We start from the raw sequence: 18,935 nt of genomic DNA, 5'->3' as shown, positions 1-18,935 counted from the left end.
CGCATGCCGACCGAAGAGCCTGACACCAAGTCGATCCCCAAGTCGACGAGAGGCTCCGGTCGGCGTCTGCGCGGCGCGGTCGCGCACTATCTTGGCACGGCCATCGTGTCCGGCCAGATCGCGCCGGGCGAAAAGCTGACGGGCGAGATCGCCAACGCCGAGGCGCTGGACGTCTCGCGCAGCGCCTATCGCGAGGCCGTGCAGGTGTTGACCGCTAAGGGCTTGGTCGAGAGCCGTCCCAAGGCCGGTACGCGGGTGCTGCCGCGCAGCCGCTGGAACATCCTGGATCCGACCGTCCTGGCCTGGGCCTTCTCGGCCAGCGAGCCGGACGTCAGCTTCGTGCGGGATCTCTTCGAGCTGCGGTCGGTGGTCGAACCCGCCGCCGCGCGCTTCGCCGCCGAACGCCGCGACAAGGACGACATCAAGGCGATGAAGGACGCCCTGGCCGGCATGCGGCGCCACACCCTGGCGACGGAAGCCGGGCGCGCGGCCGACCGCGCCTTCCACGACGCCCTGCTGCGCGCCACGCACAACGACGCGATGATCGCGCTCAGCGCCAGCATCAGCGCCGCGGTCAGCTGGACGACGGAGTTCAAGCAGCGCTCGCGCGCCCTGCCCCGCGATCCGGTTCCGGATCACGCCAAGGTCTGCGACGCGATCGCGGCCGGCGACCCCGAAGCCGCCAGCGCGGCCATGCGGACTCTCGTCGAACTGGCGCTCGAGGACACTCGCTCGGCGATGTGAGCCTTAGGGCTTCGAGAGCGTTAAACTGTCGACGTCCAGCCGACCTTCGCCGCCGTTCGGGTTATAGCAGAACAGGCCGTACTGCTCGCCCTGGAAGGTCCCCGTCCGCCAGTCATAGGCCAGCGGGAAATCGCCCGGCAGCGTGGTCCAGGCCTTGCCGTCAAGGCTGTAGGCCAGGGCCGACTTGTCGGTGGCGAAGTCCATCTCGACCGACAGCCACAGGTCCTTCAGCGCGATCGGGATCGTGGCGCCGCGCGGCGTGGTGACGGGACCGGCCTGGGTGCTCTCGACGAGCCGGGCGCTCAGCTCCCCCTGCCCTGCTGCGTTGCGGGTCAGCACGATCTGGCTGGAGAACTTGCCGAACGTGCCAAAACCGCAGGCGTCGCCAGCGGCCAGGCCTCGGGCGTCCACCTTAACCACGGCTCGACTCTTGGGCCCCTGCCCTTTCTGCACCAACGTATTGCGCGCGCTCCAGAGCTCGGCGGCCTTCGTTGTCTTGAGTCGCAGGTAGCCGGGACGTTCGCTCAGCGACCAGCGGCGATCGTCTGGATTGTGGTTCCACTGCCATTGGCGGCCCAGCGTGCGACCCGTGAAATCGTCTGAGCTCGGCGGCTCGACGAACGGCTTGCCAAGGATCGGCTTGGCGGCGGTCGCCGGAACCCGGCCAGGCGCCTCGGGCGTGCCCCAGACCGGCCAGTCGTCTTGCCAGAACATCGGGCTGATATTGGTGACCCGGCCGATGGCGCCCGCGTCGCGCATGACGAAGCCGTACCAGCCGCCGCCGGGCAGATCGACCAGGGCGCCCTGGTGGCCGCCCGTCTTGTCATCGATTTGATCGCGGGTCTCCCACGGGCCGGTCAGCGACCGCGCGCGCGACACCGTCATCCCCAAGCGCCGAGGGATAGAATTGAAGATGTAGTACCAGCCCTCGCGCTTGATCAGCTTCGAGCCTTCGGCGCCCTTGATGTAGTGGATCTTCTGGGCGTTCGTGACGGCCGTGAGGTCCTCGTTCAGCGTCAGCAGGGTGATCGTCCCGTCGGACCCGATCGAGGTCGCCATATAGGCTTGACCGTCATCGTCGAAAAACAGGGCCGGGTCGAAGGCCTCGCGATCCAGCTCGTGCATGGCCCATGGACCGCTGATGTCGGTCGCCGAATAGATGCGCGTCGGGCGGCCCACCGGCGTGACGGCGATGTAGAACCGTCCCTTGTGATAGCGAAGGCTCGGGGCATAGACGCCGTGGCGATAGTCGCCGCCGTCGGTGAGATCGTACTTCGGATTGCCCGTCAGCCTGGGCATCACGTGACCGACGATGTCCCAGTTCACCAGATCCTTCGAATGCAGGAGGGTGAGCCCCGGCGCGTTCACGAAGGTGGTCGAGGCGAAGTAGAAGTCCTCGCCCACCCGGATGATGTCGGGATCGGGATAGTCGGCGTTGAGCGGCGGGTTGCGATAGGTCCCGTCGCCGGCGTCCGAGCGCCAGACCTGGGCCTGGGCCGCGCCGGCGCCTAAGGCGAGCGCCGAAGCGACGACCAGCATGGCGCATCCGAAAACCTTGGCCATGCCGGCCTCCCTGAAGCTCTTACTTGTGACTAGTGGTTATCCCTTGGCAGGCCCTTGGTCTGGGCGATGCGCTGGTATTTGACGGCGGGTTCGAGGATGGCGCCGGTTTCGAGCTGACCGACGACGGCGCGCTGGATCTCCTGCCAGGGGGTCTGGCTTTCGGGATAGGCATAGCCGCCGGCCGCTTCCAGAGCCTTGCGGCGCTCGACGATCTCGCTGGGCGAGACCAGAACGTCGACCCGCGACTTGCGCAGATCGAAGCGGACCTTGTCGCCGGTCTTGAGCAGGGCCAGCCCCCCGCCCACGGCGGCTTCGGGCGAGGCGTTGAGGATCGACGGCGAGCCGGAGGTGCCCGACTGGCGGCCATCGCCGATGCACGGCAGCTGATGGACGCCCTGTTTGATCAGGTAGTTGGGGGCGCGCATGTTCACCACCTCGGCCGCGCCCGGATAGCCCACCGGCCCCGCCCCGCGCATGAACAGGATCGAGTTGGCGGTGATGCCCACCGACGGATCGTCGATCCGGTGGTGATAGTCCTCGGGCCCGTCGAACACGACCGCCTCGCCCTCGAAGGCGTCCGGATCGTCGGGGTTGGACAGATAGCGCTCGCGGAACTCTTTGGAGATCACGCTGGTCTTCATGATCGCCGAGTTGAACAGGTTGCCGCGCATGACCACGAAGCCCGCCCGCTCGACCAGCGGCCGCGAGAACGGCCGGATGACGTCCTCGTCCTCGATCTGGACCCCGCGATACTGCTCGCCGATCGTCTGGCCCGAGACGCAACGGACGTCCTCGCAGATCAGCCCCTGTTCGATCAGCTGACCAAACACCGCCGGCACGCCGCCGGCCCGGTAGTAGTCCTCGCCCAGATACTCCCCGGCCGGCTGCAGGTTGACCAGCAGCGGCACCTCCTCGCCCTTCTCCTGCCAGTCGTCGATCGAAAGCTCGACGCCCACGTGGCGGGCCAGGGCGTTCAGGTGGATCGGGGCGTTGGTCGAGCCGCCGATCGCCGAGTTGACGACGATGGCGTTGAGGAAGGCCTCGCGGGTCAGGACGTCGGAGGGCTTGAGGTCTTCCTTGACCATCTCGACGATGCGAAGGCCCGTGCGGTAGGCGTTCTCCTGCCGGTCGCGATACGGCGCGGGGATCGCCGCCGAGCCGGGCAGCGACATGCCCAGCGCCTCGGTCAGCGAGTTCATGGTCGTGGCCGTGCCCATGGTGTTGCAATAGCCCGTCGAGGGCGCGGAGCTGGCCACCAGCTTGATGAAGCCGGCGTTGTCGATCTCGCCGGCCGCCAGCATCTCGCGGGCCTTCCAGACGATGGTGCCAGACCCCGTCCGCTGGCCCTTGTGCCAGCCGTTCAGCATCGGCCCCACCGACAAGGCGATGGCCGGGATGTTCACCGTCGCCGCCGCCATCAAGCAGGCCGGCGTGGTCTTGTCGCAGCCGATGGTCAGCACCACCCCGTCCAGCGGATAGCCGTAGAGCAGCTCCACCAGACCCAGGTACGACAGATTGCGGTCCAGCCCCGCCGTCGGCCGCTTGCCCGTCTCCTGGATCGGATGGACCGGGAACTCCAGCACGATGCCGCCCGCGCTGCGGATCCCCTCGCGCACCCGCTCGGCCAGCACCAGGTGGTGGCGGTTGCATGGCGACAGGTCCGACCCCGTCTGGGCGATGCCGATGATCGGACGACCCGACTGCAGCTCCTCCAGCGTCAGCCCAAAGTTCAGATAGCGCTCCAGATAAAGCGCCGTCATGTCGATGTTGTCCGGATTGTCAAACCACGCACGCGAACGAAGCTTGGGGGGAGCGCCAGACGAAGACGACATGGATAGTCCTGCGAGAGTCTATGATGGCGCGCCGCGTCCGCGCCCGCGAAACCGTGGGGACGCTCGCGATGGCCATCCTTCGGATGATCTTGTCTGAGTATATCCCCGGACAACGAGCGTCAATTCGACCTCAGCGGCGCAGCGCGGCGTCGCCCCAAGTGACCGGATCGGCGTTACCCTGCCCGCTCGTCCGCGCGACCAGTTCGACCAGCTTCACCCCCGAGATATCGACGTCCAGGGCCTGCGGCGCCTGTCCCCACTTGGTCGGTTTCGACCGCGCCAGCAGCTTGCCGTCGCCATAGACCTGGAAGGTCACGGCGCGCGCCTTGTCGACCGCCGAGTCATCGACGCCGACGCTGGCGGTGAAGCGGCGGAAGCCAGCGTTGCGCACTTCAAGGCGCGAATTGCCCAGCACCCCGATGCCGGTGTCGAACGCGCGCCCCGCGATCGCCAGCTCCTGGTCGAAGGGCGTGCGGTCGGCCTGGGCCCCGCCCCAGCCGCCGTAGCGCGGGCGCTCACCAAAGCCGCGCGTGTTCCGCCACGGCAGCGGCGCGCGATGGATCATCGGGTCCGCGATCGGCGTGGCGACGCCATCCACGGCCGGGTTCACCGCCCCCGGCTGCTCGGACAGGAAGAGACCATCAGCCAGGCGACGCGTCCCCTTGGCGCGGAACAGCAGGGTCTGGCGCGGCTCCAGCTTGAACTTTCGTTCGCCCTGGAAGCTCATCCGCTCGCCGGTCCAGAGATTGGTCAGTTCAGTATCGGCCTTGGCCAGAAATTTCAGCTGCTCGGCCGTGAGCACCACCTCGAGCGGCGCGGACGTCCGGTTGAAGATCGCCACGCCCTTCTCGCCGCTGGACAGCGTCTTTACGAAGATCGAGACGTCGTCGGAGTCGTAGGCCAGCACCGCCTGGTTGCCGGCCGGATCCTGGTTCAAGGCGATCACGTCGCGCGCGCCCAGGATCTCCAGCAGCGCCGGCGTCGCCTGGCGTAGGTCGTAGCCGATCAGCAACGGCGCGTTGACCATCGCCCACAGCGCGAAATGCGACCGCGCCGCCTCCAGATGGCCGACGTCGAAATCGCCCTTGCCGACAAACAGCATGTCGGGATCGTTCCACGTGCCCGGATGGGCGTAGAGCGGCCGCCGTGACACGCTGTCGAGATTGTGCAGCATCCGGCCCCAGGTCGGCGAGATGTCTTCGCTGGTCCGCGACATGGCGCCGACGTTCTTCCCCCACGCCCGCACATCGGCCGAGCCCCAGATGCAGAGCGAGAAGACGAAGTCGCCATCGGGATTGTGCTTGTCGAGCGCGCGGCCGACCTCTTCGTAGAGTTCGCGCACCTTGACGATGTCGGTGCGGCCCAGGGAGTCGACGTCGATGATCGGCTCCAGAGCGCGGTACTGACCGGCCTGAACCCGCTTGTCGCTGGCCGGCAGGCCGCGCACGCCGCAGCCATCGACCTTGATCAGGTCGAAACCCCATTCAGCGAAATAGAGGGCGATGTCCTGGTCGACGTGGCCGTAAAGCCCGACCTCGCGCTCGGCGACATTGCCCTCGGGCTGATTGGGAAAGGTCGAGGTGAACACCTGGCCGCAGCTATTGCGGCCGATGTCGGAATAGATGCCGGCCTTCAGCCCCATGCCGTGCAGCCGGTCGGTCAGCGGGCGGAAGCTGGTCGCGCCGTCGGGCGTGGCCGCCGAGGGGAAGCGGGCGGCGCGGGCGATCATCCGACCGTCCGACTCCCGGCGCTTCAGCCACCAGCCGTCGTCCAGGTTCACATAGCGATAGCCCTTCGCCGCGAGGCCCGTGTCGACCAGGGCCTGGGCCGAGCCCATGACCTTGTCCTCGTCGAGATCGCTGGTGAAGGCGTTCCAGCTGTTCCAGCCCATCGGCGGCGTCTGGGCCGCGGCGCGGCTGTAGGCGCTCCAGCGACCGGTCGCCGCCAGGGGATCAGCCGCCGCGACTGACGCCGCGGCTAGAAGCGCCGCGACCAAGGCCGCGCTCGCATTTGAACGCCATCTCATACGCATACTCCCCAAAGTCGCTTAGCGGGCCTGAAACGCGAGATTCTCGCCGAAGAACGGCAGGACATGGTCCTGGAACCGGATCGCCACGTCGCTGGTGTGGTCACCCGGATAGATCTCGAAGCTATTGGCCAGGCCGTAGCGATCGAAGACCTCATGCAGCTTGGTCGCGTCGTCCTTCAGGCCGTCACGATCGCCGACGTCCATAGCGATCGCCTTATAGCGACGCAGGGCGCCGATATACTGATCGACAAAGGCGAGCGGCGCGTTGGCGGCCCACTTGGCCAGGACGTCGGTTCGCACCGCGCCGTTCTCGATCGGCAAGTCCAGATAAAGCGGCGGACGCTTGGGATTGGGCGACCAGGCCGCGGCGGTCGCCAGCTGAGCGCGCAGGCCCCACGGCAGCTTGGTCGCCTCCTCCGGCGTCTTGATATCGGCCAGCTTGGCGGCCGCTTCGGGATCCATCTTGCCCGGCTCGCGCGGCGACAGGCAGCACGGGCTCATCATGTAGAGCGCGCCGAACACGTCGGCGTGGCGCATGCCGATCCGGCTGGTGCCATAGCCGCCCATCGAGTGACCGACCAGGCCGCGGCTCTCGCGCCGGGCCAGGGTGCGGTAGTGCTGATCGACATAGGCGACGAGGTCCCGCGACACGAAGGTCTCGAAGTCGCCGGTGGTCGGCGAGCTCGAATACATCGAGCCATTGTGCAGCGTCTTGCCATCGGGCAGCACGACGATCATCTCGGCCACGCCCTTGCCGAAGGCGCCCTCGATGGTCTGCGGTACGTGAATCTCGCGGCTCCACTGCTCGGCGCCGATCGAATAGCCGTGCAGGGCGTAGATCACCGGATAGCGCTTCTTCGGATTGGCGGCGTAGCCGGGGGGCAGGACGACGAGCACGTCGCGATCGGCGCTCTCGCCTTCCAGATTGCCCTCGATGGCGGCGGAGTGGACCTTGATCCGCTGGATCGTCACGGGCTTGGCGCCCGCCACCTCGGGCGGCGCCTTGGTGCCCACCTGCGCCAGGACGGTCGCCGGCGTCGTCAGCACGCAGGCCGCCATCAGAAGGGCGCGGAGCCCGCCGCGCGGCGTCCTGCGCTTCAAGTTGCGCTGCTTCCCTGCCGTCATCCTGTCCTCCCTGACCGCCGCCTAGGCGCATCGCCTGGCGATCTCGATGTGAGCGTTACCTTTTGTCCGCTTAAACGGATGGGCGTCAATCGCCTTTCCGTCATCCCCACCCCCGACGGGAATGCCGACTAAGATCGTAAAACGCGTGATTTCACCGAAAATCGGACTCGCCGGCCACGCTTCAGCGACCTAAGGTCGAGCAAAATAGACAGAGTAATAGGGAGGGTTTGATGCGTTATAAGCTGATCGTGGGCGCTTGCCTGGCGTGGACATTGACGGGCGTCGCGAGCGCCGCAACGCCGGCGCCGATCAAGGTGGATATCGACGGAACACGCCGTTCGGCCGCCGTCACCAAGTATGAATACGGCATGTTCATCGAGCCGATCGGCGGGCTGGTGGCGCGCACGCTCTGGGCGGAACTGCTGGATGACCGCAAGTTCTACTACCCGGTGGTTCCGGAGGCGCGCGACACGCCTCCGCCCCTGAACGCCGAGGGGCGTCCCGGCGTCTCGTACCGCAAATGGCGCCCGGTCGGCGGCGACGATGTCGTGGTGATGGACACCAAGGCGCCCTATGTCGGCGCCCAGACCCCCAGCGTTACGGTGGATGCGGCCAGCAAGCGAGGCCTCTCGCAGTCCGGGATCGGCCTGGCCAAGGGCAAGCGCTACGACGGCTATGTCCAGCTCTCGGGCGACGCTAGCGCCAAGGTCGAGGTGACCCTGGTCTGGGGCCCCGGACCGGCCGACCGGCAGACGGTCAGCCTGGCCGCGCCCAGCGCCGACTGGAAGCGCGTCGACTTCAGCTTCGCCCCGACCGCCGACGCGACCGACGCGCGACTAGAGATTACCGGCCAGGGCCAAGGCCTGTTCAAGATCGGCGCGGTTTCGCTGATGCCGTCTGACAACATCCGCGGCTGGCGCGCTGACACGACCGCCATCGCAAAGTCGCTGAACTCCGGCTTCTGGCGCCTGCCCGGCGGCAACTTCCTGTCCGACTGGGACTGGCACGGGGCGATTGGTCCCCGCGACAAGCGCGCGCCGATGTTCGACCACGCCTGGAGCGCCATGCAGCCCAACGACATCGGCATGGACGAGTGGCTGGACCTGACGAAGATCATCGACGTCGAGCCCTACATCACCGTCAACGCCGGCCTCGGCGACGCCAACTCGGCCGCCGAGGAGGTCGAATACATCAACGGCCCGGCGACCAGCTATTGGGGCGCTCAGCGGGCGGCCAACGGCCATCCCGAGCCCTATCGCGTGAAGTTCTGGAACATCGGCAACGAGCCCTACGGCTGGTGGCAGATCGGCAAGACCACGCTCGACTACTACATGATCAAGCACAACCACTTCGCGGCGGCCATGCGGGCCGTGGATCCCAGCATCACCCTGATCGCCTCGGGCGCCATGCCCGACCAGCTGCATCCGCGCGACGTGAAGGAAAACCCCACGCTGGAAAGCATCGCCCACAAGTTCGGGACCGAGGAGGACTGGACCGGCGGCTTCCTGGCCAAGGCCTGGGGCAATTTCGACGGCATCTCCGAGCACTGGTACGACCGTCCCGAGGAGCGCCCGAACGCCCCGGCTGACATCGAGCTGATGGAGTGGGCGCGCTCGCCGTCAAACCATGTCCGCATGAAGGCCGAGGAATGGAAGATCTACCAGTCCCGCTTCCCGGCGATGAAGGACAAGAACATCTTCCTGTCGATCGACGAGTACGCCTATTTCGGCCAGGTCAATCTGAAGTCCTCGCTGGCCTACGCCATGGTGCTGCAGGAGATGCTGCGCCACACCGACTTTTTGACGATGTCGGCCTTCACCACCGGCGCCTCGACCATGGACATAACCCCGACAACCTCGGCGATGAACGCCACGGGCCTGGTGTTCAAGCTCTATGGCGAGCGCTTCGGGGCGGGCGTGACGCCCCTGGCGGTCGACGGCGCATCGCCCCAGCCCGCGCCGAAATATGTGGTCGGTTCGGCCCACCCGCAGGTCCGCGCCGGCAGCCCGACCTATCCGCTGGACGTGATCGCGGGCCTTAGCCCCGACGGCAAGGCGCTGCGCATCGGGGTGGTCAACGCCACCGTCGACACCCAGACGCTGGCCCTGAATCTGAAGGCGCTGAAGGCCAAGAGCGCCGGGCGGAAGTGGGTGCTCACGGGCGCCTCGCTGAAGGCCGAGAACAAGGTCGGCCAGCCGGCGGGAGTCACGATCGCCGAGAGCGCCGCCAAGCTATCGGGCGGCCGCCTCACGGCCGCGCCGACCTCGGTCACGGTGTTCGAGTTCCCGCTCGACGGACGCTGATCCAGGAGGGGGCGCCGGTTCGCCCGGCGCCCTACCCGCCCCTTAATGTCCGCATGACGAAGGCGCGGATCCGGCCATAGGCGTCGCCCGCCAGCGAGCCCAGGGCGCCGCGCTTTTCTTCCGGCAGGTGGGCCAGCGGATGGCCGTGCGGGCGGAAGACGTAGTGGTCGTAGAAGGCGCGCCAAGCGAGGCGCTCCGCCTCGGGGCGCTCGGCCAGGGTGATCATCGACAGCATCATCGCCGCATAGGGCGCGTCAGGCCCCGCCGCGAAACCGTCCCACCAGTAGTTGACCAGCAAGTTGCGCGGCTCCAGCGCCTCGACCTGATGCCACCATAGCTTGGGCAAATAGAGGCCATCGCCAGGCTCGAGCTCGACGACCAGGGCGCGCGCCTGGGCGGCGGCGAAACGGGGATAGCGCGGATCGTCCGGCGCGGCGCCGGCCGCTAGGGCGACGGGCTGCCCAGCCATGGTGTGGTCGATCGGACCGACATAGAGGTCGCCAATCGCGTCCGGCGGATAGAGCGTGAAGCGGCGGCGGCCCGCGACGACGCAGGCCAGGTTGTCGAAAGCGTCGTAATGGCAGGCGACATGGCTGGCGTTGCCCAACCACAGCCTCGGTCGCGCGGTCGGTGGCAGGAAGCCGACCGGGTTCTCGGTCGCGAAGGCGGGGAAGTAGTCGTCGGCCGGCAGAGAGCCCAGATAGACGCTCTCCAGCGACGGATCGGCGGCGGCCGCGTCGATGCGCTGCAGCGCCCGCCCGACGGACAGGGACTCGCGCTTGAAATTGAAGCCTTCGAGGTCCTGGCCGTAGTCGTAGCGGCCCGCGATCGCCGGCGCGCCGATGAAGGCCTCGCCAGAGCGACCAGCGTCCAGGCGCGACAAGTAGGCGGCCAGGCGATCCCAGCCCTGCGCCGCCTCCCGGCTGACCGGCCAAGGGCGGCAGACGCCGCGCAGCACAACGGGCTGACAGGCGACCATGATCTCGCGATTGAACGTCGCCGGATCCAGGCCGGCCAGCGCCTCGACCTCGACGACGCGCATGGGCGCCGTCTCGCTCCCCGTCACGCGGCCAGCCTGTCGTTGCGCAGCGCCGCCAGGCGCGAGAGCTGCTTCAGCGAGCCGGCCATGGCGTAGGCCAGTTGCAGTCGTCCGCTGCGAAAGAACTCCAAGACGGCGGCGTCATCGAGCTCCCCCAGACTGTCCAGGCTGACGGTGTAGAGACCGCCGAGACTGAGACTGCGGCCGTCGTCGAACGACAGGTCGATGTCGATCGGCTCGACCAGCTTGTGAGCCAACAGCGCCTGGATGAAGGCGTCGGTATCGCGCACGCCGGCCTGCAGGCGACCCAGGGCCTGCTGGATGCGCCTAGCGGACTGGCTGGGCTGACCGTCGCTTTCGAACAGCGCCGCTCCACGTCCTGTGGAGAATCGCGGATGGCCGGGATCGACCAGCACCTCGCCCTCGGGCCCGATGAAGAAGCCCTGGCGCTCCAGATCCAAGGGCTGGAACAGGCGCGCGCCGCCCTCGGTGGCGTCCAGCAGGTTCTCGCCGGGCTCGAAGCCGAACATGGCCCCGGCGTAGAACTGGCCGGTCTCGGCGTTCTTGGTCAGGAAGATCGGACAGGCCGCCGCGGCCGTCGCGAATTCGGCCGCCACGATCTGCACGAAGTGCGGTCGCCGCCCCGGCGGATCGCCCAGACGTAGGCCCGCGTGGTCGTTGGCGTTCAGCTGTTCCAGGTCGGCCAAAGGCTTCCTCCCCTCGCCCCTTGTTTCCAGGACGATACCTCAACCCACGATCACACGCCCAGGATTTGGCCGCAATAATAACACCGACAAAATATACATTGATACCGCTACCTTTGCGCGTTACCGTCCCTCACATAACAACAATATGCAGGGAGGAGTTATATGCGCCAGGATATCACAGGACCGCCTAAACACCCTCTCTGACAAGGAAATTCGAGACGCATCGCGATCTCGGATCACCCGGCGCTGCATCGCCGGCAAAGAGTCATCCATAACCTCAGGAGGGGAAACGATGAGAGGGACTAATCCTAGTAACCTGAGTAAAATCAGGCGATCAGGCGCATCCAAGGTTGCGCTTGCGGGCGCTTCGAGCCTGCTGGCCCTGACGGTGTTCGGCGTCGCGCAAGCGGCCGAGCGTCCGTCGGACGAAGCGATCGCCACGGCTTCGGCGCTCAACGCCCCGGCCGAGGCGGAGCCCCAGGCGGGCGGCCAGAAGGCCTCCGACTCCAGCGTTGTCGAACAGGTGGTCATCACCGGCCTGCGCGGCTCCCTGCAGCGCAACCTCGACATCAAGCGATCCTCGCCCGGCGTCGTCGACGCGATCTCGGCCGAGGACATCGGCAAGTTCCCGGACGCCAATGTCGCCGCCTCGCTGCAGCGTCTTCCGGGCGTGTCGATCCAGCGGTCCGGCTCGCGCGGCGAACCGCAAGGCATCACCGTCCGGGGCTTCGGCGGCGACTTCAACGAAACCCTCTATGACGGGCGCCGGATCTCGACGGCCACCGGCGGCCGCTCGGTGGACTTCAGCACCGTCGGCGCGGACTTCGTGGGCGGCCTCAGCGTCTACAAGACGCCGGACGTGTCGCTGTCGAGCAGCTCGATCGGCGCCACCGTCAACGTCGCCTTCCCCAAGCCCTTCGACAAGCCGGGCCGCCGCATGGCGGTCACCGCGTCCGGCTCGCTGCAGGACGACGCCGGCAAGATCGTGCCGACCATCGGCGCTCTGTTCAGCGACACCTTCGCCGACAACAAGTTCGGCGTCCTGGTCGATGGCATGTACACGCGCCACGACACCCAGACCAACCGCGTCTATGTCAGCGGCTGGCCGGGCGGCTATTATGCGCCGTGCCAGCTGACCCCGACCTGCGCGCCGGGCCAGCTGACCGCGGCTAACAAGAGTGTTCTCGGCTGGTTCGAGCAGCAGTACGGCGCCAGCCAGATCTATACGAAGGACGAGCGGATCGACGGCCGCATCGCCCTGCAATGGAACCCGGCCGAAGGCGTCACGGTCACCCTGGACGACAACTATTCGCGCCAGAACATCCGCGCCGACAACTTCGGCTTCGGCATCTGGTTCAACCAGGAAGGCCTGCGGAACGTCAAACTGGACCCGAACGGCACGACGGTCGACTTCACCCAGTCGGGCTCGCAGACCGATTTCGTGGCCGGCACCGACCGCTCGATCCTGCAGACCAACCAGACCGGTCTGAACGTCCAGTGGGAGGTCTCCGAAAATCTGAAGTTCGAGGCTGACGGCAGCTACGCCAAGAGTTGGCAGAACCCGGACGGCAAGGTCACCAGCGAGAACGCCGACGTCGGCTACGGCTTCGGCATCGGTCCGTCCCTGGGAATCAGCATCGGCGGCGGCAGCAAGAACACGATCCCCGTGCTGCACAACTACGGCCCGAACGCCGACGCCGCGCGCTGGGCGGACACCTCGGTGCTCGGCTCGCACGTCACGGTCCGCTCGGCCCAGCAGAACACCGACGTGGTCAAGCAGGTGCGCTTCTCGGGCAGCTGGGAGCAGGAAGGGTTCCGCATCAAGGCGGGCGGAACCTACCTGGAGGATCACTACCAGTTCGAACAGGCCAACACCTTCGTCAACAACTTCTGGCAGGTCTACTCAGGCTACGGCCCGCCCTCGGGCAACAACGGCGGCGTGCTGGTTCCGGCCAGCCTGTTCACCGATCGCGTCAGCACCAACAACTTCATCCCAGGCTTCGACGGCGCCCTGCCGCCCTACCTGCTGAAGTTCGACGCCCGCGAGTACCAGAAGTTCCTGGAAGGCCTGGGCAACCCGCAGGCCAAGAACATCCCAGGCTTCAACTACGGCGGCGTCAACGGCTACACGGGCACGATCGATCTGGCCCGCGACAACGGCAGCATCCGGGACATCACCGAAAAGACCTGGTCGCTGTTCGTGAAGGCCAATTTCGACGTCGACGTGGCCGGCATGCCGTTCCACTTCAACGCCGGCGTGCGCGAGGAGAACACCCACGTCACGTCCAAGGGCTTTGGCCAGGTGCCGACGGGGATCACTCGCAATCCAGGCGACCCGACGCTGCTGACCGTCGCCCTCAGCCCGCCTCAGAGCGTGTCGACCAAGAGCAACTATTCGTATCTGCTCCCCAGTGTCGACATGAAGCTGGAGCTGACCGAGGCGATCCACCTGCGGCTCGACGCCTCGCGCACCCTGACCCGTCCCAGCCTGAACCTGCTGACGCCCGTCGCCAGCGTGGGCACGGGCCAGCGGGTCGGCGCCCTGACGGCCAGCGGCGGCAGCCCCACGCTGAAACCCTACCTCGCCGACAACTTCGACGCGGCCGTGGAGTGGTACTACAAGCCGAACTCGTACGCGGCGGTGAACTTCTTCATCAAGGATGTCAGCAACTTCATCGTCGGCGGCACCACGCGCCAGAACATCAACGGGGTCATCGACCCGAGCACCGGCCAGCCGGCGATCTTCGCCGTGACCCAGCAGGTGAACGGGCCCGAAGCCACCGTGCGTGGTGTGGAATTGGCCTGGCAGCACGTGTTCGGCGACAGTGGCTTCGGCTTCAACGCCAACGCCACCTTCGTCGACACCAACAAGCCCTACGATCCGAAGGACATCTCGCAGAGCGGCTTCGCGATCACCGGCTTGGCCAACTCCGCCAACCTGGTGGCCTTCTATGACAAGAACGGCCTCGAGGCGCGGGTGGCGGTCAACTACCGCAAGGAGTACCTGCGCGGCTTTGGTCAGAACCAGAACACCGGCGCCTTTGGGTCGGAGCCAACGTTCGAGAACCCGAACCTGCAGATCGACTTCTCGACCAGCTACGCCCTGACCAAGCAGATCAACCTGTTCTTCGAGGCTCTGAATCTCACCAACGAGACCCAGAGCACTCACGGACGGTTCGACAACCAACTGCTGGACGTCTTCGCGTACGGCCGTCGGTACACGGCGGGCGCGCGCTTCCGCTTCTAGTTGCACTCCCCCTGGCTGGGAGCGTCAATGGCGCTCCCAGCCGTTCTTTACAGCGTTCGATCTCCATGGTCCGTCCGGTCAAGAACATCGTCATCGTCGGCGGCGGCACCGCCGGTTGGCTCACCGCGGGCGTGATCGCCGCCAAGCACAAGGCGCGGCGGGTCTCGGGTTTCACGGTCACCCTGGTGGAGTCGCCCAACACGCCGATCATTGGCGTCGGCGAAGGCACCTGGCCGACCCTGCGCACGACCCTGGCCAAGATCGGGGTCTCCGAAACCGATTTCTTCCGCGAGTGCGACGCCGCCTTCAAGCAGGGCGCCAAGTTCGCCCGCTGGACAACGGGCGCCGAGGACGACGCCTACTACCACCCGCTGGTGCTGCCCCAGGCCTTCGCGCAGGTGAACCTCGCGCCGCACTGGCTGGCCAATGGCGGAGACGTCAGCTTCTGCGACGCGGTCTGCCCGCAGGGCGTGCTCTGCGACGAGGGCCTGGCGCCCAAGACCATCACCGCCGCCCCGTACCAGGGCGCGGCCAACTACGCCTACCACCTGGACGCCGGCAAGTTCGCGCCGTTCCTGCAGCGCCATTGCTGCGAGAAGCTGGGCGTGCGCCATGTGCTCGCCGACGTTCAACGCGTCGATCTCGCCGAAGACGGCGATATCCGCGCCATCATCACCGAGCAGGCCGGCGAGATCGAGGGCGACCTCTTCGTCGACTGCACCGGCTTCCGGTCCCTGCTGCTGGGCGAGGCGTTGGGCGTGCCGTTCAAGGACTGCGGCGACGTCCTTTTCTGCGACACCGCCCTCGCGATCCAAGTTCCGTACGAGAGCGAGAGCAGCCCGATCTCCACCCACACCATCTCGACGGCCCAGTCGGCGGGCTGGATTTGGGACATCGGCCTGCCCACCCGGCGGGGTGTCGGCCATGTCTTCTCCAGCCGCCACATCTCTGACGAGGACGCCGAGCGCGAGCTGCGCGCCTATGTCGGCCCCGCCGGCCGCGACCTCCCCGTCCGCAAGATCGCCATCCGCTCGGGGCATCGCGAGATCTTCTGGAAGCGAAACTGCGTGGCGGTAGGCTTGGCCGCCGGCTTCCTGGAGCCACTGGAGGCCTCGGCCATCGTGTTGATCGAGCTGTCGGCCAAGCTGATCGCCGAGCAGATGCCGGCCTGCCGCGAGGTGATGGATGTCATCGCCGGCCGCTTCAACGCCGCCACCCAGTACCGATGGGGCCGGATCATCGACTTCCTGAAGCTGCACTATGTACTGAGCCAGCGGAACGACTCCGCCTTTTGGCGGGACAACCACGATCCCGACACGATCCCCGAGCGCTTGTCCGACCTGCTGCGTCTGTGGCGGCACCAGCCGCCGTGGCTGCACGAGGAGTTCGATCGCGTCGAGGAAGTCTTCCCGGCCGCCAGCTATCAGTACGTGCTCTATGGCATGGGCTTCCGGACCGAGGTCGAGCGCGAAGCCCTAGCCGACGAGGCGGCGGTGGCCCAGCGCGCCCTGCGTGAGAACGCCCTGCAGACCGAGCGCCTGCGCGCTGCGCTGCCCCGGCATCGCGACCTGATCCGCAAGATCGTCGAGCACGGGCTCCAGCCGGTCTGAGCGCCTCTGGCGACACCCATTCAAGTTTTCAGTTCGAGGGGAAATCCATGTCCAGGTCTTCACGGCGCCGTCTGGGCGCGAGCACCGCGCTGTGCCTTAGCCTGGCGCTGGGCCTCGCGCCCGTCGCACAGGCGCAGACCGCCTCCCCGGCCCGTCAGAAGGCCGACCAGATGGCGGCCAACCTCGTGGCGAAGATGACCACCGAGGAGAAGCTGGACCAGCTGCTCAACACCGCCCCGGCGATCCCGCGCCTGGGCGTGCCCGCCTACAACTGGTGGACGGAGTCGCTGCATGGCGCGCTGGGCTCGTTGCCGACCACCAACTTCCCCGAACCGATCGGCCTGGCGGCCACCTTCGATACCGATCTCGTCAAGGACGTCGGCGGCGCGATCGGCGCGGAGGTGCGCGGCCTGCACACCCTGGCGCGCGCCACGGGCCGCATGGGCCGCATCGGCACGGGCCTCGACACCTGGTCGCCCAACATCAACATCTTCCGCGACCCGCGCTGGGGCCGCGGCCAGGAGACCTATGGCGAGGATCCGCACCTGACCGCGCGCATGGGCGTGGCCTTCGTCGAGGGCGTCCAGGGTCCCGATCCCGACCTGCCCCAGGTGATCGCGACGCCCAAGCACTACGCGGTCCACAGCGGCCCGGAGTCCACCCGCCATCACGCCAACGTCTATGTCTCGCGCCACGACCTGGAAGACACCTACCTGCCCGCCTTCCGCGCGGCGATCGTCGAGGCCAAGGCCGGCTCGGTGATGTGCGCCTATAACCGCATCGACGGCCAACCAGCCTGCGCCAGCGACCTCTTGCTGAAGGACCACCTGCGCGGGGCCTGGAAGTTCAACGGCTACGTCGTTTCGGACTGCGACGCGGTCAAGGACATCGCCGACAATCACAAATACGCGCCCGACGCGGCGGCCGCCGTGGCCGCCGCCGTGCGCGCCGGCGTCGACAACGAGTGCAACGGCGCGACCCTGACCGATACGGCGGGCCTCTCGAACCGGTATCGCGACGCGCTGCGGCAAGGCCTGATCACGATCGGCGACGTCGACCAGGCGCTGGTGCGTCTCTACTCGGCCCGCCTGCGCGTCGGCGACCTGCCGGGCGTGCGCCCCGTCGAGACCGCGCCCAAGGCGCCGGCCGCCGTCATCACGCCCGAGCACGAAGCCCTGGCCCTGGCCGCCAGCGAGAAGAGTCTTGTCCTTTTGAAGAACGACGGCCTGCTGCCGCTGAAGCCCGGCCTGCGCGTGGCGGTGATCGGCCCGCTGGGCGACGCCACCCGCGTGCTGCGCGGCAACTACTCTTCGGCCCTGTCGGCCCCGCCGATCTCTGTGGTCGACGGCCTGCGCCGCGCCCTGCCGGGCGCCAAGGTCGCCTACGCCCCGTTCAGCCAATCCTACACCGACGGCGATAAGGTCCCGACCTCGGCCCTGCGGTCGCCCGACGGCAAGCCGGGCCTGCTGGCGCGCTACTACAACCCGACCGAGCCGCCGCCCAAACGCTTCGAGCCGGGGACCTTCGGCGAGATCGTCTCCAAGATGCGCTTCGCCGACCAGCCTGTTGTCAGCCGCGTCGAGGCCAATGTCGCCGCGCGAAGCCTCGATTTGCCCACCGTGCTCGACCACCATCGCGTGGTCTGGACCGGCTTCCTGGTTCCGCCGGAGACCGGGACCTATCGTCTGGGCCTGACTGGCTTCAACGGCGAGATGAAGCTGGACGGCAAGCCGTTCGCGGACCTGAAAAAGTCCGGCTGGGGCAGCCTGCCGACGATGAAGACCATCAAGCTGGAGAAGGGCCGCCGCTACGCGATCGAGGTGATGTCGGAAGCGCACGCGCTCTCCGGCGTCGATCTCGTCTGGAAGCGGATCTCGACCGATCCGACCGCCGAGCTGAAGGCCGCCGCGGCCCAGGCCGACGTGCTGGTCGCCGTGGTCGGCCTGACCTCGGATCTTGAGGCCGAGGAGTCGCCGGTCGAGATCCCCGGCTTCAAGGGCGGCGACAAGACCACGCTCGATATCCCCGCCGACCAACAAGCCCTCCTGGAGCAGGCCAAGGCGCTGGGCAAGCCGTTGATCGTGGTGGCCATGAATGGCAGCCCGCTGAACCTCTCCTGGGCCAAGGACAACGCCTCGGCGATCCTGGAGGCCTGGTACCCAGGCCAGTCTGGGGGCCTGGCCATCGCCAACGTCCTGACGGGCAAGACCAATCCGTCGGGCCGCCTGCCGCTGACCTTCTACAAGTCGGTCGACGACCTGCCGCCGTTCGGCGACTACCGGATGGACGGACGGACCTATCGCTACTTTACGGGTCAGCCGGTCTATCCGTTCGGCTACGGCCTCAGCTACACGAAGTTCGACTACGCGCCGCTGAAGGTCGAGCCGGTCAAGGGCGACGCCGGCCAGGGCCTGCGCGTCACCACCACGGTCCGCAACGTCGGCGCGCGCGCCGGCGACGAGGTGGCTCAGCTCTACCTGAACTTCCCCGACACCCCGGGCGCGCCGCGCGTGGCCCTGCGCGGCTTCCAGCGCGTCAGCCTCAAGCCCGGCGAGGCCAAGTCGGTGACCTTCTCGCTCTCGCCCCGCGACTTGAGCTCGGTCGACGCCGACGGGATGCGCCAGGTCGCTGTGGGCGCCTATAAGGTCAGCGTCGGCTCGGGCCAGCCGGACAGTGGCGTTCCCGGCCGCTCGGCCGACTTCTCGGTGGCGCAGGCCGTGGCCCTGCCGAAGTAGG

At 67.4% G+C, this 18,935-nt stretch carries 11 protein-coding genes; 5 read left to right on the top strand and 6 right to left on the bottom strand.

Annotation, left to right across the window (positions count from 1 at the left end):
* The first annotated feature begins 3 nt into the window (after positions 1-3).
* The gene (locus CSW60_RS01440) at positions 4-744 is read left to right on the top strand and encodes a FadR/GntR family transcriptional regulator (RefSeq protein WP_099535519.1); all 741 of its coding nucleotides are present in this window, start codon (positions 4-6) and stop codon (positions 742-744) included.
* A gap of 3 nt (positions 745-747) precedes the next feature.
* Here CSW60_RS01440 and CSW60_RS01435 read toward each other — a convergent pair whose 3' ends face one another.
* The 4 genes from CSW60_RS01435 to CSW60_RS01420 form a co-directional block, all read right to left on the bottom strand.
* Positions 748-2,307 carry a glycoside hydrolase 43 family protein gene (locus CSW60_RS01435; protein WP_099535517.1) on the bottom strand — a complete coding sequence of 520 codons (1,560 nt, stop codon included), beginning with the start codon at positions 2,305-2,307 and terminating at the stop codon, positions 748-750.
* A gap of 29 nt (positions 2,308-2,336) precedes the next feature.
* Complete coding sequence (locus tag CSW60_RS01430; protein ID WP_099535515.1) at positions 2,337-4,139, bottom strand: IlvD/Edd family dehydratase; 1,803 nt, start codon at positions 4,137-4,139, stop codon at positions 2,337-2,339.
* A gap of 130 nt (positions 4,140-4,269) precedes the next feature.
* Complete coding sequence (locus tag CSW60_RS01425; protein WP_201722944.1) at positions 4,270-6,165, bottom strand: NPCBM/NEW2 domain-containing protein; 1,896 nt, start codon at positions 6,163-6,165, stop codon at positions 4,270-4,272.
* A 21-nt stretch (positions 6,166-6,186) separates the two neighbouring features.
* On the bottom strand, positions 6,187-7,227 hold the full coding sequence (locus CSW60_RS01420) for an alpha/beta fold hydrolase (protein WP_201723022.1): 1,041 nt from the start codon (positions 7,225-7,227) through the stop codon (positions 6,187-6,189).
* A gap of 296 nt (positions 7,228-7,523) precedes the next feature.
* Between CSW60_RS01420 and CSW60_RS01415 the strand changes: the two genes are divergently transcribed.
* Positions 7,524-9,596 carry an alpha-L-arabinofuranosidase C-terminal domain-containing protein gene (locus CSW60_RS01415; protein ID WP_099535508.1) on the top strand — a complete coding sequence of 691 codons (2,073 nt, stop codon included), beginning with the start codon at positions 7,524-7,526 and terminating at the stop codon, positions 9,594-9,596.
* A 31-nt stretch (positions 9,597-9,627) separates the two neighbouring features.
* On the opposite strand, the gene CSW60_RS01410 is transcribed toward CSW60_RS01415, so the two are convergent.
* On the bottom strand, positions 9,628-10,638 hold the full coding sequence (locus tag CSW60_RS01410; protein ID WP_099535506.1) for a cupin-like domain-containing protein: 1,011 nt from the start codon (positions 10,636-10,638) through the stop codon (positions 9,628-9,630).
* A gap of 20 nt (positions 10,639-10,658) precedes the next feature.
* Positions 10,659-11,342 carry a SapC family protein gene (locus CSW60_RS01405; RefSeq protein WP_099535504.1) on the bottom strand — a complete coding sequence of 228 codons (684 nt, stop codon included), beginning with the start codon at positions 11,340-11,342 and terminating at the stop codon, positions 10,659-10,661.
* A gap of 388 nt (positions 11,343-11,730) precedes the next feature.
* Between CSW60_RS01405 and CSW60_RS01400 the strand changes: the two genes are divergently transcribed.
* The 3 genes from CSW60_RS01400 to CSW60_RS01390 all read left to right on the top strand — a co-directional run bounded on the left by CSW60_RS01400 (position 11,731) and on the right by CSW60_RS01390 (position 18,934).
* On the top strand, positions 11,731-14,589 hold the full coding sequence (locus tag CSW60_RS01400) for a TonB-dependent receptor (RefSeq protein WP_099535502.1): 2,859 nt from the start codon (positions 11,731-11,733) through the stop codon (positions 14,587-14,589).
* A gap of 65 nt (positions 14,590-14,654) precedes the next feature.
* Entirely contained in the window at positions 14,655-16,199 is a 1,545-nt protein-coding gene (locus CSW60_RS01395) for a tryptophan halogenase family protein (RefSeq protein ID WP_099535500.1), read from the top strand.
* A gap of 47 nt (positions 16,200-16,246) precedes the next feature.
* On the top strand, positions 16,247-18,934 hold the full coding sequence (locus CSW60_RS01390) for a glycoside hydrolase family 3 C-terminal domain-containing protein (RefSeq protein WP_099535498.1): 2,688 nt from the start codon (positions 16,247-16,249) through the stop codon (positions 18,932-18,934).
* Position 18,935 lies beyond the last annotated feature (1 nt).

The sequence above is a fragment of the Caulobacter sp. X genome (assembly GCF_002742635.1).
Taxonomy (GTDB): Bacteria; Pseudomonadota; Alphaproteobacteria; order Caulobacterales; family Caulobacteraceae; genus Caulobacter.
The sequence above is the reverse complement of the archived record's forward strand: the minus strand, read 5'-3'. Positions and strand labels throughout refer to the sequence as shown.